This window comes from Streptomyces sp. NPDC005263 (assembly GCF_042872365.1).
Lineage (GTDB): Bacteria > Actinomycetota > Actinomycetes > Streptomycetales > Streptomycetaceae > Streptomyces.
Genome location: NZ_JBIAKJ010000001.1, coordinates 957,205 through 981,136, shown reverse-complemented (window position 1 = coordinate 981,136; position 23,932 = coordinate 957,205). Strand labels below are relative to the sequence as shown.

Below are 23,932 nucleotides of genomic sequence, written 5' to 3'. Positions count from 1 at the left end.
GGGGTGGGACAGCTGGATCAGCCCTTGGTGGCCCCGGCCGCGATGCCGGAGACCAGCGAGCGCTGGAGGAGCAGATAGACGATCAGACTGGGCACGAGGGCGATGACCGCACCGGCGAGCACCACCCCGGAGCCGACCTGGGGGTCGGTGCGCAGGATGGACAGGGCGACGGTGACCGTGTAGTCGGTGGGGTCCTTGGAGGCGATCAGGGGCAGCAGGTACTGGTCCCAGATCATCACGAAGCCGAGCACTCCGGCCACTCCGAGGGCGGGCTTGCACAGCGGCAGGACGACCTGCCACAGCATCCTGAACTCGCCCACACCGTCGAGCCGGGCGGCCTCCTCGATCTCGGTGGGGATGTCCTTCATGAACTCGGTCAGGAGCATCACGGAGAAGCCCCAGGCGCCGAGCGGCAGGATCACGCCCCAGACGGTTCCCTTCAGATCCAGGCCGACCACCGGAACGTGACCGAGGACCAGGGACAGCGGGATCGCGATGACCTCCTCGGGAAGCATCATCGTCAGCATGAACAGGGTGAGGACCAGCGCCTGGCCACGGAACCTGTGCCGGGCCAGCGCGTACGCGGCGAGCACCGACACCGCGAGCTGCAGCAGCAGCGCGCCGCCCGCGATGACCAGCGAGTTGCCGAAGTAGTCCCAGATCCCGCGCTCACCCGCGACCTTGAAGTTCTGCAGCGTGCTGTGGTGCGGGAGGAAGGACAGCGACGAGCCGCTGGCGTGCGTGGTGAAGGCGCCGGAGAGGATCGTCAGGAACGGCGCCGCGAAGACGCCGAGCGCGATCGCGCACAGCAGGATCCGCAGACCCCAGGCGACGCCCGGCCGGTCGCTCCAGCCGAGCGCGGTGTCGAAGCGCGCGGGGGTGGCGCGCCCGGACTCGGCGGACGTGCCCTTCGCGGCGGCCGGGGCCGATGCCCGGACGGGGTCGATGGCGGGGGCGCTCATCGGACGTCTCCCCTCTTGCGGAAGTAGTTGACCGTGACGGTCAGAAGCAGGGTCACGCAGAGCAGCACCACGGAGGCCGCGGAGGCGCCGCCGATGTCGTTGCGGGTGAAGCCGAGCGTGTAGGCGCGGGTCATCCAGACCTCGGTGGACCCGGCCGGGCCGCCGCCGGTGAGGACGAACACCTCGGTGAACACGCGCAGTCCGCGGATCGCGGCGAGGGTGAGGACGATGCTCAGCGCGGGGCGGATCGCGGGCAGTGTCACGTGACGCAGCCGCTGCCACAGCGAGACGCCGTCCATCGCGGCGGCCTCGTACAGGGTCCGGTCCACGCCGGCCAGACCGGCGAGGATGATGACCATGTTGTAGGGGGCGAGCATCCAGATGCTCATGACCATCGTGGCCCACAGGGCGGTGTTCGGGTTGTCGAGGAACTGCGTGGGCCCGAGGCCGAGGAAGCCGAGGCCGTGGTTGATCAGACCGTCGGAGGTCGGGTAGTACAGCAGCCGCCACATCTCGCCGACCACGGCGGTCGCGGTGACCACCGGCAGGAAGACGGCCGTACGCATGATCTTCAGGGACCGTGCCTGGCCTTCGAGGAGCAGCGCCAGCAGGAAGCCGACGACGATCGCGCCGAGGGACTGGCCGAGACCGAGCAGGAGGGTGTGGCCTATCGCGTCCTGGAAGCGGTGGTCGGTCAGGACCCGGGTGTAGTTGTCGAGGCCGACCCACTTGTCTCCGAGGAAGGGCCGCACGTCGAAGAAGCTGAGCCAGAGGCCCTTGCCCATGGGCAGGAACTTGAAGACCAGGGCGAGCAGCAGCCCCGGGGCGAGGAACACCCAGGGAAGGACGGCCTTCTTGCTGAGGACCCGGGCTCTGCGCGCCACGGGCGGTGTCACGGTAGCGGTCATTTCAACAGGTCCTGGTCCTTGAGGTCACCGGCGAGGGTGTCGTTGAGTTCCTTGAGGCTCGAACTGACGTCGCTGCCGCAGTACGTGAAGATCGCGTTGAGGGTGTCCGCGGTGTCCTGCTTGACCGGGGCGAAGTCGAGCGCGTTCGGGAACTGCTCCGAGGTGTGCTCGTAGGCCTTCTGCACGACGTTCCAGCGGGCGTCGTGGTGCACCTTGGCGGCGTCCAGCGTGGAGTTGGCGGGGATACGTACGACGGGCTGGTGGCCGCTGTCGCCGGCCATGGCGATCTTCTGGCCCTCGGGGGAGACGAGGAAGGCACCCAGGGCCTGCTCCATTTTCGTCTTGCCGGTCTTGGCGCCGAAGTAGACGTTCTCGCCCTCGGCCAGCACATCGGACCCGGCCGGACCGGCGGGGGCGGCCACGACCTCGTACTTGTCCTTGCCGAGCGCGTCGTCGAAGGCGGTCATGTTGTAGGGGCCGGTGAGGTACATGCCGGCGTTGCCGTCCTGGAAGTTGGTGGCGGTGGCGGTGATGGCCGTGACCGCTCCCGGTTGGATGACACCGTTGTCACCGCAGAAGAGGTTGTCCTTCATCCAGGTGACGGTGCGCACGGCCGCCGCCGAGTCCATGGCCGGGCGGTAGCCGCCGTCGCCGTCCGGTTGGATGATCTTCGCGCCGCCCTGCCAGAGGTAGCTGGCGCCCCACCAGGCGGCGTAGCCGTTCTGGGCGCTGCCGGGGACGACCATGCCGTAGGTGTCGGCCTTGCCGTCGCCGTCGGGGTCCTTGGCGGCGAAGGCCTTGGCGACGGTGAGCATCTGCTGCCAGGTGGTGGGGGCCTGGAGGCCGAGCTTGTTCAGCCAGTCCTTGCGGATCATCAGGGTCATGGCCTGGCGGGAGTAGGGGATGCCGTAGTGCTTGCCGTCGAGCCCCACCGTGGACGACCAGCTCTTGTCGCTGATCTGGTCGCTGCCCGCGATCGACTTGGTGTCGATGGGCTTGAGCAGGCCCTGACTCTGGTAGCTGCCCATCAGGGCGGTGTCGTTGATCATGACGTCGGGCAGGTCCTTGGTGGACGCCCGGCTCTGGAGTTGCTGGTCGAAGTTGACGACCGGCTGGTAGTCGACCTTGATGCCGGTCTTCTTGGTGAAGGCGGCGAACACGCGATCGTAGGTGGCGGCGGAGGTGGGGTCGCTCCGGGTCCACACCTCCAGCGTGTTCGGGCCCGCGCTGCCGGCGCTGTCGGAACCGGAGCCACAGGCGGCTGTTGCGAACGACAGCCCTGCGACGGTGATGGCGGCAGTGAGGCGGCGACGTCGTCGGCGATCGCCCATGGGCACTCTCCGTTCATATTCGTGAACTCGTTTCACGAATCTAAATAATCGCCCAAGCTACGAACCGTCTCTTCCGCATGTCAATACATGGCTGAAATGTTTCACCGGTGCCACACCTCGATGAGGGTGAGCTTGATCGATGCACGACGCGGGGAGGAACAGGGGCGAAGGCGTACGGCTGGATCTCGCCCCTGGGCGACCTGCTCGGGTACACACTGCTGTACATGTACATCAACATTCCCTGGCACCTGAGCGAACGTGACGCCCCCGCCCTCGGCGCGCCGACCGTGCTCGCCGACGCATGGTTCGGTACGAAATGAGCCGCCGCCCGACACCCATCGGCGACGAGGAGCCCGGTGCCGTGGCGGCGCGACTCACCGGGCGTCCGGTGCGCACCGTTCGCCCGCTGTCCGGGACGCTGACCGAAGTCGCCCTGGCGGACGGGCGGTCGGTGGTGGTCAAGCGGGACGAGGGCCCCGGCGCGGTGCGGGCCGAGGCGGCGGGGCTGCGCTGGCTGGCCGAGGCCCGAGCGGTCCAGGTCCCGGCCGTGCACGGGGACGATCCGCGGTGGCTGGTGATCGACCTGGTTCCCGAGGGGCGGCCGAGCACGGCTGCCGCCGACCGGTTCGGCCGGGACCTGGCCGACCTGCACGCCAGTGGCGCCCCCGCGTTCGGCGCCCCACCGCCCGGCGGCCTTGAGGACGCGTACATCGGACGCGCCCCGATGCGCAACATCCAGGGTGGTGACTGGCCCGACTGGTACGCCCGGCACCGGGTGCTGCCCTACCTGCGCCTGGCCGTCGACGCCGGCACCGTGCGTCCCGCCGAAGCCGCCGTCGTCGAAGAGCTCTGCGGGCGCCTGCCGGAGCTGGCCGGCCCGGCCGAACCACCGGCCCGGCTGCACGGCGATCTGTGGAACGGCAACGTGCTGTGGGGCGGCGACGGCCGGGTGTGGCTGATCGACCCGGCCGCGCACGGCGGCCACCGCGAGACCGACCTCGCGATGCTCCACCTCTTCGGCTGCCCCCACCTGGAGCGGGTACTGGAGGGATATCAGCAGCAGGCGCCGCTCGCCGACGGCTGGCGGGACCGAATCGGGCCGCACCAGCTCTTCCCGCTCCTGGTGCACGCCGTGCTCTTCGGCCGCGGCTACGCCGAACAGGCCCTCAGGGCAGCGCGAACGGCGTTGTCGCGCTGACCCGCCGAGCGGACCTGCCCGAAGGTCAGGAGGATTCGGTCTGCTCGGCGTTCTTCTGCTTGATGCGGGCCGTCTCCTTGCGCACCTCGGCCTGCGTGGCGCGCTCCTTCTCCAGCCAGTCGGGCTGCTCCTGCCTGAGCGCCTCGATCTGCTCGGTGGTGAGCGCCTCCGTGACTCCGCCGCGGGCCAGCCCGCCGATGGACACCCCGAGCCTGGCCGCCACCACGGGGCGCGGGTGCGGGCCGGTGCGCCGCAGCTCCCGCAGCCACTCGGGCGGGTTCGTCTGCAGCTCGTTCAGCTCGGCGCGGGTGACGACGCCCTCCTGGAACTCCGTGGGGGTGGCCGGGAGGTACACACCCAGCTTCTTCGCCGCGGTCGCGGGCTTCATCGTCTGGGTGCTCTGGTGCGACTTCATGGTGTCCAGACTATCGACCGCGCGCGAGGCTTGTGACCACGACGGGTAGCCTGGCGAGGTGACTGGCTCCGCGGCATCCCCCTCGTTCCGGCTCGCCTACGTTCCCGGGGTGACCCCCGGCAAGTGGGCGCGGATCTGGAACGAACGCCTGCCCGACACCCCGCTGGAGCTGGTCGCGGTCCCGGCTGCCGAGGTCTCCCGTGTGTTGCGCGACGGCGACGCGGACGCCGCGTTCGTACGGCTCCCCGTCGACCGTACGGTCTTCAGCGCGATCCCCCTCTACACGGAGACGACGGTCGTCGTGGTCCCCAAGGACCATGTCATCACGGCGGTGGACGAGGTGTCGTGCGCCGAACTCGCCGAGGAGACCGTGCTGCACCCCCTCGACGACGTCCTGGACTGGGAACGACCGCCGGGGGAGCCCGCCTTCGAGCGGCCGGCCACCACGGCGGACGCGGTCGAGCTGGTCGCGGCGGGCATCGGCGTCCTCGTCGTCCCCCAGTCGGTGGCGCGTCTGCATCACCGCCGCGACCTGACCTACCGCCCGGTCGTCGACGCCCCCCAGTCCGGTGTGGCCCTCTCCTGGCCCGAGGACGCGACCACCGACCAGGTCGAGGACCTCATCGGCATCGTCAGGGGCCGCACCCCGAACAGCACCCGGGGCCGCGCCAAGCCCGCGAGCGAGTCCGGTGCCGAGCGGGGGCGCACCGAGAAGAGCACGCCCACGCCCCGCAAGACCGCCGGGCAGGGATCCAGGGGCGGGGGCTCCGCCGGCACCCGAGGCGGTACCGGCCGCGCCGGTGGACGCTCCGGCTCGGCCGGCGCCCCGAAGGGCACCCGGCGGGGCAAGCCGCGCCGCCGCTCGTAGTGGATCAGCGCGCGTAGGACGCCTTCCGTGCCGTCCGCACCGCCGTGTCGCCGTCCGCCCGTCCCAGCAGCCCGGCCGACACCCACGAGTCCACCGTGGTCCGCACCCGAGAGACCAGCGCCTCCTTGTTCCGGAACGGGGCCGCGGCCCAGACCTCGTCCAGCAGAGTCGTCCCGTCGCCCTTCGCGGGATTGGCCACGCCGGAGTCCGTCGAGCCGAACACGACCCGCGGTTCGGACCGCCGGAAGTAGGCGTGGGTGGGGTCCTCGGTGCCCTCGAAGAACGGCGCGAACTCCGTGCCGTCGAGGGTGTGGTGGAGCGGTTCGCCGCTCACCGGGGTCAGTGAGGGCAGCAGATCTCCGGACAGTCCGGCGTTGCGGTACAGGCCGAACCGCAGGTAGTCGGTAGCCGGATCACGGGCGACGAGGTTGACCGGCCCGTAGAAGAGGGTCTGCAACGACGGGTCGTCGAGGGCCTTCTCCACCCGCAGCCGGAAGGGCACGGCGACGCGCACGACGTCACCGGGACGCCACATCCGGGAGACGGTGAAGTAGCTGCCCGGCGTCGGAGTGCCGGACACCGCACGCCCGTTGACCGTCACCCGGAATCCGGCGGTCGCCCAGGACGGCACCCGCAGCCGCAGCGCGAAGGCCGCGCGGCGGCCCCCGATGGTGAGGGTGCTGCCCTGTTCCCTCGGGTAGTCGGTGGTCTGGGTGACCGTGACACCCTTCTCCGCCCAGGTCAGCTCGGACGGGCTGTACAGATTGACGTACAGGGCGCTGCCGTCGGCCTGCCTGAAGTACACCGAGTCCTGGTACTTCGTGGCGCTCTCCATGCCGGTGCCCTCGCAGCAGGTCGTGCCCTGCTTGGGCGTGTAGTCCCGGACATGACCGGGAGTCAGCCCGATGAAGTACGTGACGAGGGGCTTCTCCGCGTCCGCCGTGTCCTGCTTGGAGCCGAGCACCTGGTTGTAGAGGGCCCGCTCGTAGTAGTCCATGTACTTCGGTGACTGCTCGTGGAAGAACAGCATCCGGCTGAGCTTCAGCATGTTGTACGCGCAGCACGTCTCGGCGGTCGTGGCGCTGAGGGTGCCCGCGATCACCCCGGACGCCTTCCAGAACTCCGTGGTACTGGTGCCGCCGATGCCGTACATGCGCCCCGGTACGACCATGCTCCAGAAGTTCCGGGCGGCGGTGAGGTAACGCTCCTCGCCCGTGGCGTCGTACAGCCGGACGAGGCCGGTGAAGATCGGGATGTGCTGGTTGGCGTGCAGTCCGTCGAGGATGTCGTTGTTCGCCGCGCACGCGTCGATGAGCTTGTCGAGGTCGAACAGCCGGGCCAGCGCGAGGTGTTCGGCCTTGCCGGACAGCGCGTGCAGATCGCAGACCGCCTCGACGATGCCTCCGAACTCGCCGCTGGAGAAGAGGCCCCACATGCGTTGCAGCGTGGCGGCGGGCAGCTTCGACAGCCGGGAGTACATCCAGTCGCACATGCCCGACGCCAGGTCGAGCGCCCGGGCGTCGTCGGTGGCCGTGTACGCGTCGAGCAGACCCCGCAGGATCTTGTGCGCGGTGTAGTAGGGCGCCCACACCTTGGTGTAGTCGGAGCCGGTCATCGACTCCAGCTGGATGAACTGCGTCTCCGGGTACGCCGCCAGGAACCCGGGATGGCTGGGCGCGTCCCAGGTGCGGCGCAGGGTGGCGGTGAGGCCCCGGCCGGAGGCGTCCGCGAAGGACGATCCCTCGGTCTCGTCGAAGGCGTACGACGCGAGGTCGCCCGGGCCGGCGGGGGCGTCGGCGGCGCGGCTGTCCTGGAGGCCGCCGATCTCCTCGGCGGTGAGGGCCCGGGACCAGACGTTGAACTCGTCGACGGAGCCCGCGAAGACGGGGTCGGCGGGATAGTTGGAGCGGCCGAGCCAGTTGTGGGCGAGGGTGCCGAGGGCCGCCGGGGTCAGGGACATGGACGTGTTCCGCGCGACGGCGGTGCCGTCCACGTACAGGGTGCCCGTGCCGCCCGCGAGCGTCACCGCCAGATGGCTCCACCGGTTCAACGGCAGCGCGGCCGTGCCCTCGAGGCCCTGCTCGCCACCGCCGCCGCCGGTGGTGATGGCGAAGCGCGGCACGCCGCCCGCGGTGCGCGCGGCCAGATACAGATAGCGGGTGGTGTTGTCGCCGAAGTCGAAGACCCTGGCCCAGGCGGCGTCGTGCGTGGGCTTCACCCAGACCGACAGGGTGAGCGCCGAGGCGCCACCGAGCACGCCGGAGGGGAGGTCGACGTACTGGTAGGAGCCGCGGACCTGCTCCGGCGCCGTCCCGAACCGCCCCGGACCGCTGAGCACGCGAGGCTCCTGCCGCAGCGCCTCGCGCACCTCGGTGAGCGCCTCGAGGATGGTGCGGGTCCTGTCGATGAACACCTGCTCGCCGGTGCCGGCGTACGCCTGCGACAGCATGGTGAGGAAGTGACCGGTGTAGTGCCCGCGGAGGTTGCCGTTGGCCTCGCCGTCCAGCCCCTCCCAGCCGCCGGGCGCGACCGCTCCGCCCGTGGGGAGACCGGCGTTGGCGCGGAAGACCTGCACCAGTCGGTTCACGTCGTAGCCGCGCGCGTGGTCGAGCATCAGCTGCCGCTTGTCGGCGAACAGCCCCTGACCGAGCGCCACCTCATCGAGGGCGAACGGCTGTACGGTCCACACGGATGGTGCCTCCGAAGCCGCGGCGACGGCCCGGCCGCTCGCCGCATAAGAGAACGCGGGCGTCACCGCGGCGATCGCCGCGCCGGAGACCGCCGACTGGAGAAGGTTCCGTCTGGAGAGGGGCGGTGCCATGTGTGCGCCTCCACGAGTCCATGGTTCCACGGGTGTTCACGGATACCGCCACTGTTCGACATGACGAACGATGTGCGGATGATCGACCAGACGATAGAGAGGGGACGGGAGAGCGTCAACGGGGCGGGAGCGTTCAGTTCCGGCCGCGCTCGAGCCGCGTCCCTGGATCGGGAAGCGGTCAAGCCGCCTGCGCCGTGCGCACCAGCCAGTCGTACGCCGTCCGGGCGGTGAACTCGGCCTGACCGCCCGGCAGGAGCAGATCCGCGGTGTCGAACTCCGGGGCGTCCGCCTGTGCGGCGATGTACGGCACGGCCACGCAGCGCATCCCGGCCGCGTGCGCCGCCGCGGCGCCCGGGGCCGCGTCCTCCACCACCACGCAACGGGCCGGTGCCGCGTCGAGTCGGCGGGCCGCCTCCAGGAACACGTCCGGCGCGGGCTTGCCCCGGGCCACCTCGTCGGCCGACACCGTGGTGCGCAGATGGGCGTCCAGGCCCGTGCCGGCCAGGACCGCCTCGATGGCCTCGGGCGACGAACCCGAGGCGACGGCCATCGGGACACCGTCCGTCGCCAGCAGTTCCACGAACTTGGCCATCTCGGGATAGGCGCGCGTCGAGGTGCGGGCCAGCTCCAGGTAGAGCCGGTTCTTGGCGGCGAAGAGCTCGTCGGTGGAGGCTCGCAGACGGTACTGGTCCTTCCAGACGGCGATCGTCTCCAGCGTGCTGATCCCGACGAACCGCTCGTGGTCCGACCACGTGTAGTCCGTGACGCCGTGCGCGGCGAGGACCTGCCGACCCGCTTCGTAGTAGTTCGGCTCGCTGTCCACGAGAGTTCCGTCGAGATCGAAGATGACCGAGATGTCGCCGAGAATGCTCATGACGCCAGGATGTCAAAGGTCATTTCCGAGCCGCTCGCCCGATCGACTCCACCAGGGGCAGCAGCCGGTACGGGACGCGCTCGCGCAGGGCCACCTCGGTGCGGGTGCGGACGACTCCCGGAAGGCTGATCAACGTCTGGATCACGTCCTCCAGCTGCGCGTTGTCGCGCGCCACGACCCGGGTCAGGAGATCGCCGCTTCCGGTGATCGAGAAGGCCTCGACGATCTCCGGCACGGCGGCCAGCTCGTCGCCCACGTCGTCCAGATGCCCCTGGGTGACCTCGATGTGTACGAACGCCAGCACGGGTCGACCGAGCGCGGCGGGGGAGAGGGAGGGGCCCGTGCCGGTGACCACCCCGTCCCGCTCGAGCCGGTCCAGGCGGGCCTGCAGGGTGCCGCGGGCGATCCCGAGGATTCGGGCGTACTCGCGCATGCTCGTGCGGGGCTGCTCCAGCAGCAGCCGCAGAATGCGGGTGTCCAGCTCGTCCACGGACATGCTGTCCGCCTCCTCGTGTTTGGTTCGTCGTCCGGCCCGGCCCGGCCCGTGCGGCTGTGGCGGGTCCGTCTGGCTCGCCTGGTCCGTTGGCTCGTCGGTGGACGGGCCAAAACCGGTATGGCTGTGCCAATGGTCCAGCATTTCGGAGGTCACTTGAGCCGACAGGGTCGGCAGTGCTCTCATGAGCATGTCGATGGCGCTGCGGATCCCGCGGCGCCTTTTGCATGCCAGGAGTAGAAGCGCTCCCTCGCACGAGGGGCCGAAGGGGCGGGAAGCAGTGCTGAAGAGGATGTTCGTGGCGCCGGACCCGGGGCGGGTACGCCTGCGGTTCGCGGCACGTGCGGTGTTCGGGATCGGGTCGGCGGTGCTCCTGTGCGGGCTCGCCGGACACTCGCTCGTCGGTGCGGTCACCGGCGGACTCGCCGCGCTCCTCACCCTGTTCACCGTCACGGACGCGACGGTGCGCGGCCAGGCCGTCACCACCGCGCTGCTGCCCGCCGTGGGCCTGCCCGTGCTCGCCGCCGCGGCTGTACTGCATGACCACCCCGTGGCGCGGGACCTCGCCTTCCTCGCCGTGGTCGGCGCGGGCGTGTACGCGCGGCGCTGGGGGCCGCGCGGGCACAGCCTCGGCGTGTTCGGGTTCATGACCTACTTCGTGGCGCAGTTCCTGCACGCCACCACCGACCGACTGCCCGAGCTGTACGCCGCCGTCCTGCTGTCCGTGCTCACCGCCGCGAGCGTGCGCTTCGGGCTGTGGTGCTACGAGCGCCGGTTGCCCCCAGCTCCCGTTCCCGCTCCGCCGGGCGGCAGCGGTCTCGCCCGGGTGACCACGCGGCAGGCGATCCAGGCGACCGCGGGCGCGGGCTTCGCCCTGGTCGTGGGGCAGCTGGTGTCCGGACAGCGCTGGTACTGGGCCGTCGGCGCCACCTGGTGGATCTTCGTCAACACCACCTCGCGCGGCGAGACCCTGGTGCGCGGCTTCCGCCGGGTCCTCGGCACCGTGATCGGTATCGGGCTCGGCCTGCTCGTCGCCGTCCCGCTCGACGGCGCCGTACTGCCGACGGTCCTGATCCTCGCCGTCTGCGTCTTCGGCATCTTCTACACGGCCGCTGTGTCGTACACCTGGATGATGCTCTGCGTGACCCTGCTCGCCGAGCTGCTCTACGGCCTCCTCGGGGTCCTGGAGCCCGGGCTGCTGGCTCTGCGGTTCCTGGAGACCGGCGTCGGAGCGGTCGGCGCGATGCTCGCGGTGCTCCTCGTCCTGCCCGTCACCACGCACACCGTCACCGACGGCTGGATCCTGCGGGCGCTGCACGGCGTGCGGGCCTGCACCGCCGAGGCCGCGGCCCGCCTGGCCGGCTCCCCGCACGCCGACCCGGCACCCCGCGCGGCCGAACTGGAGCAACTGCTCGGCCGGGTCCGGCTCTCCGTCGCCCCGCTGGTGCACCCGCTCAACCCGATGCTCGGCCGCAAGCGGCGCGCCCGTCGGGTCCTTGCCCTGCTCGACGACTGCGCGCGCGAGATCCGCGGGCTGGTCACCGTCGCCACCGACCCCGAGGCCTCCCACGACGCCCGCCTGACCACCGCCTGCCGACGAGTCGAGACGGCTGTGGAAGCGCTGACCGGGGGCGCGCTGACAGGTGGTGTTCCCGCGGACCCCGTGCGCGAGAATCCCGCGCCCCCTGTGCCGCCGCGCGCGCCCGTGCCCGTACTCGCGTCGGCACCCGCCCTGGCCCACCTGCACGGCCTGGAGCGGGCCCTCACGGAACTCGCCACGCCCCTGCGGGGGTCCTCGGGCTCGCCGCTCGTCGGAACCTGAGGTGAACCGCCCCTTGGTCTAGACCTCATGTGATCGGCTGCTACCGTCGCCCCACGGCACAGGACCGAGAGGGGACTGCGGTGGCACACGGCGGCAGACGGGGACGGCGGGCCTTCATCGGGTCCTTCACGGCGGCCGGAGGCCCGGGCATCGTGACGGCGGCCGTGGCCGAGGGCAGCGGCGCGTTGACTCTCCTGAGCAGTCTGGACGGCCTGCCCGATCCGTCCTACCTGGCCCTCGCCCCTGACGGCGGCACGCTCTACGCCGTGAGCGAGACCGCCGAGGGCGCGGTGGCCGCGTACCGGGTGGACGGGGACAAACCCGAGTCGGCCGGCCCACGGGTGCCGATCAACGGGAACGGCCCCACCCACCTCAGCGTCCACGCCGGTCACGTCCTCACCGCCAACTACGGCTCCGGCAGCGTCACCGCGGTCCCCCTCCGCCCCGACGGCACCCTCGCGGCCGCGCCGTCCGGCGTGTTCCGGCACACCGGCTCGGGTCCGCACACGCCCCGCCAGCACGGCCCGCACGCCCACCAGATCCAGTCCGATCCGAGCGGCCGCTGGGCCGTCAGCGTCGACCTCGGCACCGACTCGGTGCGGGTGTGCACGCTGACCGACGGCGGCCTCGTACTCCACCGGGAGACCGCCCTACGGCCCGGCTCCGGCCCCCGCCATCTGGCCTTCCACCCGGACGGTTCGCACGCCTACGTCGTCAACGAACTCATCCCGACCGTCACCGTCTGCCGCTGGGACGCCGCGGACGGCACGCTGAAGCCGCTGGCCGAGACGCCGGTCCTGCCAGGGCCCCCGGACGGTCACGCCTATCCCTCAGGGATCGTCGCCTCACCGGACGGGCGCTTCGTGTGGACCGCGATCCGGGGCGAGGACGTCCTGTCCACGTTCGCCGTCGAGGGCGAGACCCTGCGGCTGGTGGGCACGGTCCCCTGCGGTGGCCACTGGCCCCGGGCGCTCACCGAGGCGGGCGGGTTCCTCTACGTCGCCAACGAGCGCTCCGGCGACGTCGCCTGGTTCGCCGTCGACCCGACGACCGGACTGCCGCACTTCGAGGGCGCGGTCGAGGTGACGGCGGCCTCCTGCGTGGTCATCGGCTGACCCGACGGCTGTCTCCGCCATCATGGCGAAGGGCCCGTTCCGGTGGGAAACGGGCCCTTTCGCCGTACGGTCGTGCGCCGCGGGTCAGCGGACCGGCGTGCCCTGCGGCTGAGGCGGGGCGATACCCAGCGCGGTCGTGTACTTGGCCAGGGCAAGCTTCCCGATCGCCGGGTAGGGGCCGAGCGCCTCGGCGGCGGAGCAGCCGACCTCCCTGGCCGCCTCCTCGATCAGGCCCGGGTCGATCTCCGGCCCTATCAGATACGGCGCGAGCGCCAGCTGCTGCGAACCCGAGGAACGGAGCTGCTCGGCGACGGACGCGATCGAGCCGTCCTGGTCGAGCGCCGCCGCCATCACCGGCACCGCCAGGCGCGCGGCGAGCAGCATGCCGGTGATGCCGGCCGCCTGCACCGCCTCGTCGCCGCCCACGGAGGCCAGGATGATGCCGTCCGCCGCGGTCGCCACGGTGAACAGCCGGGCACGGTCGGCGCGGGCCAGACCGGCCTCCGACAGCCGCACGTGCAGCGCCTCGGCGAGCAGCGGGTGCGGGCCCAGGACATCGGTCAATTCGGCCGCGATCCGGCTCTCCATCACGGCCTGCCGGACCCGGCGCAGCAGCGCGCCGTCCGGGCCGGCCAGCAGGGGCACGGCGACCGCCACCGGGCCGTCGGGCTCCCTCACGTCCAGCCCCGCGGCCTTGGCCTGTGCGTATCGGGCGGTGCGCTCCTCCGCGGCGTGCGTCAGCACCGCCTGCAGCGTGGGGAACTCCGCGTCGTCGCCGTCGAGGTACCCGATCCGGGCATCCAGGCCGGGGAGCTCGGAGCGCGCGATGCTCACGACCTCGTCGGCGAGACTGCGCGTGGCGACACCCGGGGTGCCCGGAACCGCGAGAACAAGCGCGGGGGCGCCCTCGGGAGCCGCCAGGGGCTCGGGTCGGCGGTGCCGCCCGGGCTGGCGAGGTCGCGGCATTCGTACTGGCAGGCCGGACGCGGGTCCAGTGGGGGAGCTCATGGCGTCGCATGTTACTGGTTTCCTGGGCTCCCCTGTTCGGGGAGGGTCCAGGTGAGCGGTATACGTCCGGTTTTGTCTGATGAGTTCTGTACGGTTCAGAAGTGATCAGCGGATACGCCGACCGCGTTTACGCCGTTCGTGGTAACGACGGACAGCATCGCCTCGTCACCCGGCAGAGGGAACGAACCGGCGGCCAGAGCGGTCGCGATACGGACCGAGCCCCGCAGCGGATCGCCCTCCGCCACCACCTGCCGCGCGTGCGGCAGCCGCCTCGTCAGCTCCTCCGCCAGCGGTACGAGCAGCGGGTCTCCCATCCTGGCGAGGCCGCCGGTGAGGGCGACGCGAGGTTCGCCGTCGGACGGACACACGGCAGCCGCTGAGTCGGCCATGTGCCGGGCGGCGGCCCGCAGGATCCCGGCGGCGACGGGGTCGCCGTCGGCGCAGTCGGCGACCCGGGGCGCGAAGGAGGCGAGCACGGCCGCCCGGTCGGCGCGCGGATACAGCTTGCCGGGGAGTTCCCGAGCCGGGCCGAACACCTCCTCCGCGCAGGCCAGCAGCCGCGCGGAACCGTCCTCCCGTCCGTCATGGGCACGCAGGGCGGCCTCCAGCCCCGCCCGCCCGATCCAGGAACCGCCGCCGCAATCGCCGAGGAGATGCCCCCAGCCGTCCGCCCGTCGCCAGCACGTCAGATCCGTACCGATCGCGATCAGGCCCGTCCCCGCGGCGACGACCGCACCCGGCCGTGCGCCCAGGGCACCGACGTAGGCGGTGACGGCGTCGGCCACGAGCGCGACCGTACGCACACCGAACTCCCTGGCCAGGGCGCCCGGGAGTTCGGCCCGCAGCGCCTCGCCCAGGGTCGCGAGGCCGGCGGCACCGATCACCGCCGTGTCCAGCCCGCCCGTACCCGTCTCGGCGATCAAGGCGCGGACCAGGGGCACCAGTTGGTCCATGAAGTGCGTCGGGTCGATGCCGCGGGCACCGGTGCGCACCGGCTCCCGGCACTCCCGTTCCGCCCGTGGAGCGTCTCCCGCGGTGCCGACGGCCACGCGAAGCCCGGAGCCGCCGGAGTCGACGGCGAGGAAACCGTCCCGCGCAGGATGCGACAAGCTCCCGTCCTTCCCCGTGACCGGCTGCGTGATCTGCTGGACAGCCTCGATGACATGGCTGACCCCGCTGACCTCGATGAGGAGGAAGAGTAGTGCCGCCGAGGCGCGATGTCGTGGGGGCTTCGGCGTTTGTGCGGGACCCCGGTGTGTGCCAGTAGGGTGACGCGCTGTGGCACCACGACCTTTGCATGAACTTGTTGAAGCGGGCTGGGCGAAGGCTCTGGAGCCTGCGGCCGAACGTATCGCCGCGATGGGGGACTTCCTGCGGGCCGAGATAGCGGCGGGCCGGACCTACCTTCCGTCCGGGGCGAATGTCCTGCGGGCCTTTCAGCAGCCCTTCGATGACGTCCGCGTCCTGATCGTCGGCCAGGATCCCTACCCCACGCCGGGTATGGCCATCGGCCTGAGCTTCGCGGTGGCGCCCGAGGTGCGTTCGCTGCCCGGCAGCCTGGAGAACATCTTCCGGGAGATGCACTCGGACCTGGGGCAGCCCAGGCCGTCCAACGGGGATCTGACGCCGTGGACGGAGCAGGGCGTGCTGTTGCTGAACAGGGCGCTCACCACCGCGCCGCGCAGCCCCGGGGCGCACCGCGGCAAGGGGTGGGAGGAGGTCACCGAGCAGGCCATCCGGGCCCTGGCGGCCCGCGGAACGCCGCTGGTGTCGATCCTCTGGGGCCGGGACGCGCGCAATCTGCGCCCGCTGCTCGGGGACCTCCCGGCGATCGAGTCCGCCCACCCGTCCCCCATGTCGGCGGACCGCGGGTTCTTCGGTTCGCGTCCGTTCAGCAGGGCGAACGACCTGCTGCTGCGGCAGGGTGCCCAGCCCATCGACTGGCGGCTGCCGTAGCACGTGGCCGCCGCAGCCGAGTCCCCCTCTCGTTCTGCCCTTTGACCATCCGCGTCACCTGCTCCCGTGCGGGTGACGCGGACCAACAGGTGGCCGAGGCAGGAGGACAGGCCGACCGGTGACCGCCTCGGGCTCATTCGACCACCGCGGCCCGTACGCACAGCACGTCCGGCAGATGCGACGCCAGCTGCCGCCAGCTGTCGCCGTCGTCGGCGGACGCGAACACCTCGCCGTTGCGGTTGCCGAAGTACACGCCGGCCGGGTCGGCGTCGTCCGTGCACAGGGCATCCCGCAGCACCGTGCCGTAGTGGTCCTCCTGGGGCAGGCCCGCCGTCAGCGGCTCCCAGCTGCGGCCCGCGTCCGCGGTCCGGAAGACCCGGCAGCGACGGTCGGCCGGCACCCGGTCCGCGTCGGCGTTGATCGGGAACACGTACGCCGTGTCGCCGCGCCGGGGGTGGGCCGCCGCCGCGAAACCGAACGTGGACGGCAGGCCCTCGCCGATGTCCGTCCAGTGCGCGCCCGCGTCGTCACTGCGATACACGCCCCAGTGGTTCTGCAGGTACAGCCGGTCCGGGTCCGCCGCGTCCCGGGCGACCTTGTGCACGCACTGGCCGAACTCGGGGTTCGGGTCCGGCAGGAACACCGCGGAGACACCGGAGTTGGACGGCTCCCAGCTCGCGCCGCCGTCCTTCGTGCGGAACACCCCGGCCGTCGACACGGCCACCGTCACCGCGCGCGGATCCCGTCTGTCGGTGAGCACGGTGTGCAGGCCCTCTCCGCCGCCGCCCGGCACCCACTTGGACCGCGTGGGATGCTCCCACAGGGGGCGCACCAGGTCGAAGCTCTCGCCACGGTCCTCGGAGCGGTACAGCGCGGCCGGTTCCGTGCCCGCGTACACCACGTCCGGCTCCGCGACCGCCGGGTGAAGCTGCCAGACACGCTCCAACGAGGCCTTGGTGTCCTGCGGGAACTTCACGGCGGGCTGTGCCGGTTCGGTCCAGGTCCGGCCCAGGTCGTCGGAGTGGAACACGGAGGGACCCCAGTGCGCGCTGTCTCCGCCGGCCAGCAGCCGGGGACGGTCCCCTCGCGTGTCGATGGCGACCGAGTACACCGCCTGCGCGTTGAAATAGGGGCTTTCGTCGAACTCCCAGGCGTTCTTCCGCCTGCGCCCGATGAACAGGCCTTTGCGTGTGCCCACGGCGAGCAGTACTTCGGTCATGCCGATCACCTCCGCGACGTCTTTGTCCCAGACACCCGCCAGTCTGCACCCCACCACTGACAGTCACCCCCGCACACGCGTCGCCGCAGGTCAGCGCGGCGATGGCAACCGGGTGGCGCGGCCTGTGGGGCAGCCGCGCGGACGATGTCGCACACGAACAGGGAGGCGTGCGCCCGCCGAATCGGGAAACCCGCCGTGAGCATCCAGGACGCGGCTCCCGTATGGGAGGGCGGTCCGGCGTGTTCGAGCGTTCTTGAGGAGGATGCCTGCGATGGCGTTCCGTGGTCCGAAGGTGTGGCTGTGGCGCTGGCGGCGCAATCCGCTCAAGCGCCGTGCCGACGCGGTGGAGGCGTGGGTCGTTCTGGGTGCCTGGGCGCTCACCGTCCTGGCCGGCGTACTCGCCGGTCTGGGTGTCGCCCGGACCGTCGAGCAGGGCTTGGCCCGGGAACGTGTGGAGTGGCGTCCCGTCGTGGCGCACCTCACCGAACAGGCACCGGGGACGGCGGCCTCGCGATCCAGGACGTCAAGTGGCGAGCAGGTGTGGGCCAAGGTGCGCTGGACGGTGCGGGACGGTTCCGCGCACACCGGGCAGGCCCGGGTCGACCCCGGCAGCGCCTATGGGACACCGGTCACGGTCTGGACGGATCCGCAGGGGCGGCTGGTGACGAAGCCCGCCTCCGTCGCCGAGGCCCGACTGCGGGCCGTCATGATCGGCGGCCTGCTGGGCGCCGGCGCCGGCGTGGTGCCCTTCGTCGGCGGACGGGTGCTGCGCGGCCGCATGGAACGGCGCCGCATGGACGAGTGGGACACCGAGTGGGCACGCTTCGGCCCGCTGTGGGGACGCACGACGGGCTGACGGCGGGGACGGTCACACGGCGTGGGCGACCCGCCCGGCGTCCACGTCCGTGCCCCCGCCCGGCGTTCGCGCGCCCGTGCTCCCGCCCGACGTCCGATCCACAGGGCACCATCAGCACACGACACGCCCCTGCTCGGTACGGCACGACACGGTCACATGGGACACCCCTGGCCCACCGGCACCTCCCGGCACAGCGCCAGCAGCCGCTCGTCCTTGAGGATGTCGTGGCTGCCGTAGCCCCCCGGAAGCGCCAGATGGCGTCGTCGTGAGGACAGTTCGGCCGCCGGAAGGCCCCCGAGGGGCCTGGCGGCCGGCCCCATCTCGACCAGGCACTCGGCGACCGTGCCGCGCGTGTGCGGATGGTGCGTCCAGGCCGACTGCAGCACCGGAAGGACGGGTTCGGCGTCCGCGTCGATCCGCCACAGGGCGCGCGCGGCCGTCACCCGGTCCCACGGGTGACCGGACTCCGTTCCGCGGCGCAACGCGGCCGGTGCCGGACGGGCCGCCGGACCCATCCGCGCCAGCACCTCCGCGGCAGCCCGCCGACGACGGTGATCCGCTCCCTCCAACTCCCGCAGCAGGAGAGGCCGTACGACGGACGCGTCCGCCGTCACCTCCCACCACGCACCCGCCGCCGCGATCGCGTGCTCGGTGTCGAGCAGCCGCCGCAGCACGGGTGTCGCCTCCCGCGCCGCGGGCCCGAACGCGCCCAGAACGCCGACCACCTCAGGCACATGCGCGGCGTCCGGACACAATCCGGCGGACGCCGTACCGCGCACCAGACGCATCACCTCCGGCAGGGCCTCCAGATCCCCCAGGGCGAGCACCGCAGACAGCAGGGGAGCGGCCTGGGCCGGACCCGCGGGCGAGTCGAGGTGTATCTCACCGAGCCTGCGCCGCACCACCGGAGCGAGTGCGGCGGCCGCCCCGCCGAGATGGCCGATCGCCTGCCCCAGATCACCGGGCACGACCGGCCCCGCCAGCACCTCGGCCAGCACCGGCACCGCCCGTGGATCCCCGCTCCTGGCAAGGGCCCTGAGCGGACCGCCGAGCACGGGCCTCCCACGAGGCCACCGGCGCACCCACAGGTCGGAGCGGGAGGCCACCAGCGCGGCGAGAGGGTCGGCGGCGGGTGCGGCCAGGCCGAACAGATCGGTGAGGACCGACACCGCCGCGTCGCGCACCCCGCCCTCCACCGCGCCCAGTTGGTCTCCGATCAGTGTCACGAGCCCCGCGTGGTCGCCCCGCCATTCGCGCAGCACTCCGGCGGCCATCCACAGGGCGTTGCACCGGTCAGTAGGGTCCGGGCTGGTCAACTGCCCTTCGAGGAGGGCGGTCCGGTCGGCCACCCGGTCGTCCAGTGCGGCGTGCACCGAGCGCAGCAGCCGCGAGCCCTCCTCGTCCGACGGCCACAGCCGCCACAGGCGGCCGACGAGCGTGTCCTTGCCGGGAGCTTGGTCCTCCGCCCAGCGGGCGCTCCGCCGCGCCGACCGCTCCCTGAGCAGCCGCACCGCGAGAGGCACCGGGTCCGCCGGGGCCCGGACGGGCGCGCAGCCCATCAGCTGGCCCAGCGCCGCGAGCCGCAGCCCCGGCCCGTTCGGCGGCGCGCTCCGCGCCACCAGCAGGTCCAGCGCCCCGTCGGCGTGCGCGGGGTGCCGTCGTACGAACAGTCCGAGGCTCTCGGCGAGGGCGATCTGGACCCGCTCGTCCCGTTCCACGCTGATCCGCTCCCGCAACAGCCCCAGAACCCGGGCCGGTTCGTCGAGGAAGCGTACGAGTGCGCTCGCCGCCGCCCCGCGCACCGAAGCGTCCGCGTCCCCGGCCAGCCGGACGAACGCCTCCGCGCCCGCACGGATCGCGGCACGGGCCGAGTGACGTGCGCCGCCAGGACCGTCCGCGCCGCCCGCGGCCCCTCCGCCGTCCCGGTCACCGCCACCCGTGCCCTGCCGTCCCGGACCCTCCTGCCCGGTGTCCTTCTGGTCCGGTCCGTCCCCTCCGATGCTCACCAGAAGTTCGACGATCCCCTCCCGCTCCGGCACGGCCTCGCTCCCGGCGAGCGTGAGCAGAAACGGAACGCAGGCGAGCGTCGCGTCGTACACGGTGCCCTGGTGGTGCAGCGCCCCGTACATCCGGTCCAGGGCGCCCTCCCGCTCGGTACGGTCCGGCGAGGCCAGCCCCCGCAGCAGTCCGGGCACGTCCTCCGCGCTGCCGTACGCATGCCGCAACGCGGCCCAGTCGACCTCGTCGATCCCCGTGAACACGTTGTCCTCCTCCGGCGAAGTACCAACTGATCGTGAGTCTGCACCACCGGACTGACAACCAAGCGGAATCGGGAGGTGACAATGTGCGAACCGACGGAAGTGGTCCCGCCGGGTGGGGAATCAGTGCGTCAGGGGCAGCGCCCGCGCCAGGATCGCGTCCAGGTCGGCGGACTCGGGAAGGGTGCCGAAGGCGTGCCCCCAGTCGCCGCCCAGCCGGGTCGCGCAGAACGCGTCGGCGACGGCGGGAGGGGCGTGCCGGACCAGGAGGGAGGCCTGAAGGACCAGGGCCATCCGCTCCACCAGCCGCCGCGCCCCCAGCTCGGAGACCTCCGCCAACTGCCCCTTCAGCCCGGCCACCGCCGTGTCCAGCCGGGCGTCCGCACCCCGCGCCAGGGCGAGTTCGCCGAAGAACGCCTCGGCCGCCCCGGACTCCCGCCGCAACGCCCGCAGCACATCGAGCGCGTTGACGTTCCCCGAGCCCTCCCAGATCGACAGCAGGGGAGCCTCGCGGTAGTGCCGGGGCATGCCCGACTCCTCGACGTAGCCGTTGCCGCCGAGGCACTCCAGGGCCTCCGCGGTGAAGGCCGGGCCCCGCTTGGTGACCCAGTACTTGCCGACCGCGGTCGTGATCCGGCGGAACGCCGCCTCGCCGGCGTCGCCGCGCACCGCGCGGTCGGCCGACCCGGCCAGCCGCAGGGTGAGCGTCGTCGCGGCCTCCGACTCCAGCGCCAGATCGGCCAGCACATTGCGCATCAGCGGCTGGTCCGACAACCGCGCCCCGAACGCGCTGCGGTGGCGCACATGGTGGCCCACCTCGACGAGGGTCTTGCGCATCAGCGTCGCCGACATCATCACGCAGTCGAGGCGTGTGCAGTTGACCATCTCGATGATCGTCTTGACGCCATGCCCCTCGGGCCCGACCAGCCAGGCCACCGTCCGGTCGAACTCGGGCTCGGAGGAGGCGTTGGACCGGTTGCCGAGCTTGTCCTTCAGCCGCTGGATGCGGAAGGTGTTGCGGCTGCCGTCGGGCAGCACCCGTGGCACCAGGAAGCACGACAGACCGCCCGGAGCCTGCGCCAGCACCAGGAACACGTCGCACATCGGCGCCGACGTGAACCACTTGTGTCCGCGCAGCCTGTACACGCCGGGTTCCGCGGTGGGCGTCGCCGCCGTGGTGTTCGTCCGGACGTCCGAGCCGCCCTGCTTCTCGGTCATCCCCATGCCCGCCAGCAGACCGCGCTTCTCGGTCGGCACCCTCAGCTCCGGCTCGTACACACGGCCGGTGAGCAGGGGCTCGTAGACCTTCGCCAGGTCCGGCTCCTTGCGCAGCGCGGGGATCGCCGCGTACGTCATCGACGTCGGACAGCCGTGTCCGGCTTCGGTGTGCCCCCATGCCAGCCCGCCCGCCGTACGCGCCACGTGGGCGCCGGGCCGGCCGTCCGCCCAGGGTGCGCCCGCCAGCCCCTCGGTGACGGCGACCCGCATCAGGTGATGCCAGCTCGGGTGGAAGTCGACCTCGTCGACACGGTGGCCGTACCGGTCGTGCGTGCGCAGTTCGGGCTCGTGGGCGTTGGCCAGTTCGGCCCACTCCTGGGCCTGGACGCTGCCGGCGCTCAGTCCGAGCCGCCGGACGCCCTCCTCCGCCCAGCCGGCACCCTCCCGGCGCAGCCCCTCCAGCAGGGCGCTGTCCTCGGAGGCGTCGTACGGGGCCAGGGGAGGGGGCTGGTTGGTGACGTCGTGGGTGGCGGGCAGCTCTGGAGCGGGTATCGGGACCATGGATCTATATTGCATTCCCGCTGCGACTGTCGCAATGATGCAATATGAAAGGCGCCCGTACAGTACGTGACCATGCGGAGGAACGTGTCGGAGCAGCCCGGTGAGGTCGATCTGCGGCAGCTGTCCGCCCGCTCGGTCGTGCTGAGCCTGCTCCTGGGCGCGCATCCGCCGGAGCTCCCGGTCAAGGACCTGGTCCGTGCGGTGGCGCCCTTCGGCGTCGGGGAATCCACCGTGCGGGCCGCGCTCAGTCGGATGGTGGCCGCCGGTGATCTGCGGCGTACGGACTCCGTGCACCGCCTCAGTGACCGGCTGCTCGCCCGGCAGGTCCGTCAGGACGAGGCCGTGCGTCCTCGTACGCGCGCATGGGGCGGCGAGTGGGAGATGGTGGTGATCACCGCGACGGGTCGCGGCCCGGCCGAACGTGCCGACCTGCGTGCCCGGCTGGCCACTCTCAGGCTCGCCGAACTGCGCGAGGGTGTCTGGCTGCGCCCCGCCAACCTGCGCCGCCCGCTCCCGGACGATCTCGACGACGTGGGCCAGTGCTACGAGGCCCGTCCCGCCCGGCCCGCCGCGGAGCTGGCGGCGAACCTGTGGCCCCTGGACGCGTGGGCGGCCACGGCCCGGGCGCTGCTCGACCACGTCACCCACGTGGCCCGCGCGGACCGGCCGGCCGAGCGTCTCACCGCCTTCGCGGCCGTCGTACGTCATCTGCTCGCCGATCCCGTGCTGCCGCCCGAACTCCTGCCGAGCGACTGGCCGGGCGCCGAACTGCGCACCGCGTACGCGGACTACCAGACAGAGCTCGCGGACACGGTCCCCCAGCACACCCTGGGCGCGTGAGGAGCACCTTCCATGCGCGTGACCGGACGGGCCCCGCTCGCGTGACGAAGCCGTACGAAGCGCCGTGCAGGGGCGCCTCGTACGGCCGTCCTCATGGTGCGGGGATCACCTGTAGGTGACGTCCGAGGCCGCGTACTTGCAGTAGGAGCCGTCAGGGCCGCTGCCGTTGGTGGTCGGTTCCTTGCCGGTGTTGTTCCCGATGTACTTCTGGCACGGGACGATCTTCTTGCTGCTGTCCCCGACGATGGTGATATTCCGCAGGGTGGCGCTGTCGCCGTAGTTGGTGTTGATGCCGGCGAGCTTGCCTCCCTTCCAGGTCGCCTCGATGGTGTTGAGGTTGATCGTCCGCTTGTACTGCGTCGAGCAGTTGCCGCACGAGCGCACGAAGGTGCCGAAGTTCTTCGCGGCGAAGTTCGAGATGTTGAGCGTGCCGGCGCCGTTGAACTGGAACACCTTGTCGCTGGCTTCCTTCGCGCCACCGCCGGAGACGGTGTACACGTTGGAGGACGAGGAGCCGAGGAACGTGGCCGCGTCCTCGCCGACGTCCTCCCACCAGACGTTCTGCAGCGTGCAGCTGCCCTTGCAGTGGATGCCGTCGGCCGCCGGGGCGCCGATGATGACGTTCTTCAGGACGGCGCCGGCCGCCAGCTCCAGGATCGGCCCCTGGTCCTCGTCCTGGCCGCCGCTGCCCAGGTCGCCGGTGCCGTACAGGCGCTTCATCCCGTAGTCCTTGGTGCCGGATACGGGGATGGTCGACGAGACCGCCTGGCTGCCGTTGGGGGTGGGCCAGGTGGCGGCGTTCGCCGGGGTGGACAGAGCACCGTCTGTCATGATCATGCCAAACGATAAGCCGAGTGCGGCCAGTGCGCCGGTCACTGCGCGCACCCGGGTGCGCGGACGTGCGGAAGAAGTCATGTCCCGATTCCTTCTTTGTGTGGGGGTGGCTGTGTGTGGGGATGGTCAGAGCTTCCCGGTGCCTGTGCCGCTCGTCACCGAGGGGAGCGCTGACCTGGTGCCGGTCACCGAGGTGACCGCCGACATGGTGCCGCCGCCGGTCGTTCCGGCGCCGAAACCCATGGGGGAGGCCTCGGTGGCGGCTTCGGTCGACTGTGGCGCGTGAACCACGGACACCCCCGCGGGGGTGTCCGCGCCGACCGTCAGGGCGGGTCTCGGCGCATGTGTGCGTGGGGGACGAGTGTGCATGGGGGT

General features: G+C 71.8%; 22 protein-coding genes. 8 read left to right on the top strand and 14 right to left on the bottom strand.

Annotated features, from left to right (window positions below; translation table 11 throughout):
* Positions 1–17: 17 nt before the first annotated feature.
* Genes ACFYRY_RS04515 through ACFYRY_RS04505 form a run of 3 tightly spaced genes read right to left on the bottom strand, consistent with a single transcriptional unit; the run spans position 18 to position 3,201 of the window.
* Positions 18–962 (bottom strand): carbohydrate ABC transporter permease, encoded by a 945-nt coding sequence (locus ACFYRY_RS04515; RefSeq protein ID WP_389139886.1) that lies wholly within the window; start codon positions 960–962, stop codon positions 18–20.
* Positions 959–1,870: a carbohydrate ABC transporter permease gene (locus tag ACFYRY_RS04510; RefSeq protein WP_389139883.1), complete on the bottom strand. Its 912-nt coding sequence runs from the start codon at positions 1,868–1,870 to the stop codon at positions 959–961. The genes ACFYRY_RS04515 and ACFYRY_RS04510 overlap by 4 nt, the downstream gene beginning before the upstream one ends.
* On the bottom strand, positions 1,867–3,201 hold the full coding sequence (locus ACFYRY_RS04505) for a sugar ABC transporter substrate-binding protein (RefSeq protein WP_389139880.1): 1,335 nt from the start codon (positions 3,199–3,201) through the stop codon (positions 1,867–1,869). The genes ACFYRY_RS04510 and ACFYRY_RS04505 overlap by 4 nt, the downstream gene beginning before the upstream one ends.
* Before the next feature lie 107 nt (positions 3,202–3,308).
* On the opposite strand from ACFYRY_RS04505, the gene ACFYRY_RS04500 reads away from it, so the two are divergent.
* Both ACFYRY_RS04500 and ACFYRY_RS04495 read left to right on the top strand, forming a co-directional pair.
* Positions 3,309–3,521 (top strand): hypothetical protein, encoded by a 213-nt coding sequence (locus ACFYRY_RS04500; RefSeq protein ID WP_389139877.1) that lies wholly within the window; start codon positions 3,309–3,311, stop codon positions 3,519–3,521.
* Positions 3,518–4,399: a fructosamine kinase family protein gene (locus tag ACFYRY_RS04495; RefSeq protein WP_389139875.1), complete on the top strand. Its 882-nt coding sequence runs from the start codon at positions 3,518–3,520 to the stop codon at positions 4,397–4,399. Before ACFYRY_RS04500 ends, ACFYRY_RS04495 begins: the two co-directional genes overlap by 4 nt.
* Before the next feature lie 25 nt (positions 4,400–4,424).
* Here the strand turns inward: ACFYRY_RS04495 and ACFYRY_RS04490 are convergent, their stop codons facing one another.
* Entirely contained in the window at positions 4,425–4,814 is a 390-nt protein-coding gene (locus ACFYRY_RS04490; protein WP_389139872.1) for a DUF5997 family protein, read from the bottom strand.
* A gap of 58 nt (positions 4,815–4,872) precedes the next feature.
* Here ACFYRY_RS04490 and ACFYRY_RS04485 point away from each other — a divergent pair, with 58 nt between their 5' ends.
* The gene (locus tag ACFYRY_RS04485) at positions 4,873–5,682 is read left to right on the top strand and encodes a LysR family substrate-binding domain-containing protein (RefSeq protein WP_389139869.1); all 810 of its coding nucleotides are present in this window, start codon (positions 4,873–4,875) and stop codon (positions 5,680–5,682) included.
* 4 nt (positions 5,683–5,686) lie between these two features.
* Here ACFYRY_RS04485 and ACFYRY_RS04480 read toward each other — a convergent pair whose 3' ends face one another.
* The 3 genes from ACFYRY_RS04480 to ACFYRY_RS04470 form a co-directional block, all read right to left on the bottom strand.
* Positions 5,687–8,503 carry a beta-L-arabinofuranosidase domain-containing protein gene (locus tag ACFYRY_RS04480; protein ID WP_389139866.1) on the bottom strand — a complete coding sequence of 939 codons (2,817 nt, stop codon included), beginning with the start codon at positions 8,501–8,503 and terminating at the stop codon, positions 5,687–5,689.
* Positions 8,504–8,681: 178 nt separating this feature from the next.
* Positions 8,682–9,377, bottom strand: coding sequence for an HAD family hydrolase (locus ACFYRY_RS04475; protein WP_389139863.1), 696 nt, complete (start codon positions 9,375–9,377; stop codon positions 8,682–8,684).
* A 19-nt stretch (positions 9,378–9,396) separates the two neighbouring features.
* Positions 9,397–9,873: an Lrp/AsnC family transcriptional regulator gene (locus tag ACFYRY_RS04470; RefSeq protein WP_389139861.1), complete on the bottom strand. Its 477-nt coding sequence runs from the start codon at positions 9,871–9,873 to the stop codon at positions 9,397–9,399.
* Between the two features lie 277 nt (positions 9,874–10,150).
* Between ACFYRY_RS04470 and ACFYRY_RS04465 the strand changes: the two genes are divergently transcribed.
* Entirely contained in the window at positions 10,151–11,692 is a 1,542-nt protein-coding gene (locus ACFYRY_RS04465) for an FUSC family protein (RefSeq protein ID WP_389139858.1), read from the top strand.
* A gap of 80 nt (positions 11,693–11,772) precedes the next feature.
* A complete protein-coding gene (locus tag ACFYRY_RS04460) occupies positions 11,773–12,807 on the top strand; it encodes a lactonase family protein (protein ID WP_389139856.1) in 1,035 nt (344 codons plus the stop codon).
* A gap of 84 nt (positions 12,808–12,891) precedes the next feature.
* On the opposite strand, the gene ACFYRY_RS04455 is transcribed toward ACFYRY_RS04460, so the two are convergent.
* Both ACFYRY_RS04455 and ACFYRY_RS04450 read right to left on the bottom strand, forming a co-directional pair.
* Positions 12,892–13,815 (bottom strand): sirohydrochlorin chelatase, encoded by a 924-nt coding sequence (locus tag ACFYRY_RS04455; protein WP_389139853.1) that lies wholly within the window; start codon positions 13,813–13,815, stop codon positions 12,892–12,894.
* A gap of 95 nt (positions 13,816–13,910) precedes the next feature.
* Positions 13,911–14,924 (bottom strand): N-acetylglucosamine kinase, encoded by a 1,014-nt coding sequence (locus ACFYRY_RS04450; RefSeq protein WP_389139851.1) that lies wholly within the window; start codon positions 14,922–14,924, stop codon positions 13,911–13,913.
* 169 nt (positions 14,925–15,093) lie between these two features.
* On the opposite strand from ACFYRY_RS04450, the gene ACFYRY_RS04445 reads away from it, so the two are divergent.
* Complete coding sequence (locus tag ACFYRY_RS04445; RefSeq protein ID WP_389139848.1) at positions 15,094–15,771, top strand: uracil-DNA glycosylase; 678 nt, start codon at positions 15,094–15,096, stop codon at positions 15,769–15,771.
* A 133-nt stretch (positions 15,772–15,904) separates the two neighbouring features.
* Here the strand turns inward: ACFYRY_RS04445 and ACFYRY_RS04440 are convergent, their stop codons facing one another.
* Positions 15,905–16,990, bottom strand: coding sequence for a WD40/YVTN/BNR-like repeat-containing protein (locus ACFYRY_RS04440; RefSeq protein ID WP_389139845.1), 1,086 nt, complete (start codon positions 16,988–16,990; stop codon positions 15,905–15,907).
* Positions 16,991–17,261: 271 nt separating this feature from the next.
* Here ACFYRY_RS04440 and ACFYRY_RS04435 point away from each other — a divergent pair, with 271 nt between their 5' ends.
* A complete protein-coding gene (locus ACFYRY_RS04435) occupies positions 17,262–17,846 on the top strand; it encodes a hypothetical protein (RefSeq protein WP_389139842.1) in 585 nt (194 codons plus the stop codon).
* A 152-nt stretch (positions 17,847–17,998) separates the two neighbouring features.
* Here ACFYRY_RS04435 and ACFYRY_RS04430 read toward each other — a convergent pair whose 3' ends face one another.
* Both ACFYRY_RS04430 and ACFYRY_RS04425 read right to left on the bottom strand, forming a co-directional pair.
* Positions 17,999–20,107, bottom strand: coding sequence for a HEAT repeat domain-containing protein (locus ACFYRY_RS04430; RefSeq protein WP_389139840.1), 2,109 nt, complete (start codon positions 20,105–20,107; stop codon positions 17,999–18,001).
* Between the two features lie 120 nt (positions 20,108–20,227).
* Positions 20,228–21,883, bottom strand: coding sequence for an acyl-CoA dehydrogenase family protein (locus tag ACFYRY_RS04425; RefSeq protein WP_389139837.1), 1,656 nt, complete (start codon positions 21,881–21,883; stop codon positions 20,228–20,230).
* A 72-nt stretch (positions 21,884–21,955) separates the two neighbouring features.
* On the opposite strand from ACFYRY_RS04425, the gene ACFYRY_RS04420 reads away from it, so the two are divergent.
* A complete protein-coding gene (locus ACFYRY_RS04420) occupies positions 21,956–22,723 on the top strand; it encodes a PaaX family transcriptional regulator C-terminal domain-containing protein (protein WP_389139834.1) in 768 nt (255 codons plus the stop codon).
* Between the two features lie 105 nt (positions 22,724–22,828).
* Here ACFYRY_RS04420 and ACFYRY_RS04415 read toward each other — a convergent pair whose 3' ends face one another.
* Both ACFYRY_RS04415 and ACFYRY_RS04410 read right to left on the bottom strand, forming a co-directional pair.
* The gene (locus ACFYRY_RS04415; protein ID WP_389139831.1) at positions 22,829–23,638 is read right to left on the bottom strand and encodes a pectate lyase; all 810 of its coding nucleotides are present in this window, start codon (positions 23,636–23,638) and stop codon (positions 22,829–22,831) included.
* A gap of 45 nt (positions 23,639–23,683) precedes the next feature.
* Positions 23,684–23,848, bottom strand: coding sequence for a hypothetical protein (locus ACFYRY_RS04410; protein WP_389139828.1), 165 nt, complete (start codon positions 23,846–23,848; stop codon positions 23,684–23,686).
* Between the last annotated feature and the right edge of the window lie 84 nt (positions 23,849–23,932).

What these genes read in the sequence shown, in the direction of transcription:
- ACFYRY_RS04425 (WP_389139837.1), bottom strand. Translation starts at nt 21,883, where the DNA reads ATGGTCCCGATACCCGCTCCAGAGCTGCCCGCCACCCACGACGTCACC.
- ACFYRY_RS04420 (WP_389139834.1), top strand. Translation starts at nt 21,956, where the DNA reads ATGCGGAGGAACGTGTCGGAGCAGCCCGGTGAGGTCGATCTGCGGCAG.
- ACFYRY_RS04455 (WP_389139853.1), bottom strand. Translation starts at nt 13,815, where the DNA reads ATGAGCTCCCCCACTGGACCCGCGTCCGGCCTGCCAGTACGAATGCCG.
- ACFYRY_RS04415 (WP_389139831.1), bottom strand. Translation starts at nt 23,638, where the DNA reads ATGACTTCTTCCGCACGTCCGCGCACCCGGGTGCGCGCAGTGACCGGC.
- ACFYRY_RS04505 (WP_389139880.1), bottom strand. Translation starts at nt 3,201, where the DNA reads ATGGGCGATCGCCGACGACGTCGCCGCCTCACTGCCGCCATCACCGTC.
- ACFYRY_RS04515 (WP_389139886.1), bottom strand. Translation starts at nt 962, where the DNA reads ATGAGCGCCCCCGCCATCGACCCCGTCCGGGCATCGGCCCCGGCCGCC.
- ACFYRY_RS04475 (WP_389139863.1), bottom strand. Translation starts at nt 9,377, where the DNA reads ATGAGCATTCTCGGCGACATCTCGGTCATCTTCGATCTCGACGGAACT.
- ACFYRY_RS04510 (WP_389139883.1), bottom strand. Translation starts at nt 1,870, where the DNA reads ATGACCGCTACCGTGACACCGCCCGTGGCGCGCAGAGCCCGGGTCCTC.
- ACFYRY_RS04435 (WP_389139842.1), top strand. Translation starts at nt 17,262, where the DNA reads ATGGCGTTCCGTGGTCCGAAGGTGTGGCTGTGGCGCTGGCGGCGCAAT.
- ACFYRY_RS04490 (WP_389139872.1), bottom strand. Translation starts at nt 4,814, where the DNA reads ATGAAGTCGCACCAGAGCACCCAGACGATGAAGCCCGCGACCGCGGCG.
- ACFYRY_RS04470 (WP_389139861.1), bottom strand. Translation starts at nt 9,873, where the DNA reads ATGTCCGTGGACGAGCTGGACACCCGCATTCTGCGGCTGCTGCTGGAG.
- ACFYRY_RS04495 (WP_389139875.1), top strand. Translation starts at nt 3,518, where the DNA reads ATGAGCCGCCGCCCGACACCCATCGGCGACGAGGAGCCCGGTGCCGTG.
- ACFYRY_RS04440 (WP_389139845.1), bottom strand. Translation starts at nt 16,990, where the DNA reads ATGACCGAAGTACTGCTCGCCGTGGGCACACGCAAAGGCCTGTTCATC.
- ACFYRY_RS04480 (WP_389139866.1), bottom strand. Translation starts at nt 8,503, where the DNA reads ATGGCACCGCCCCTCTCCAGACGGAACCTTCTCCAGTCGGCGGTCTCC.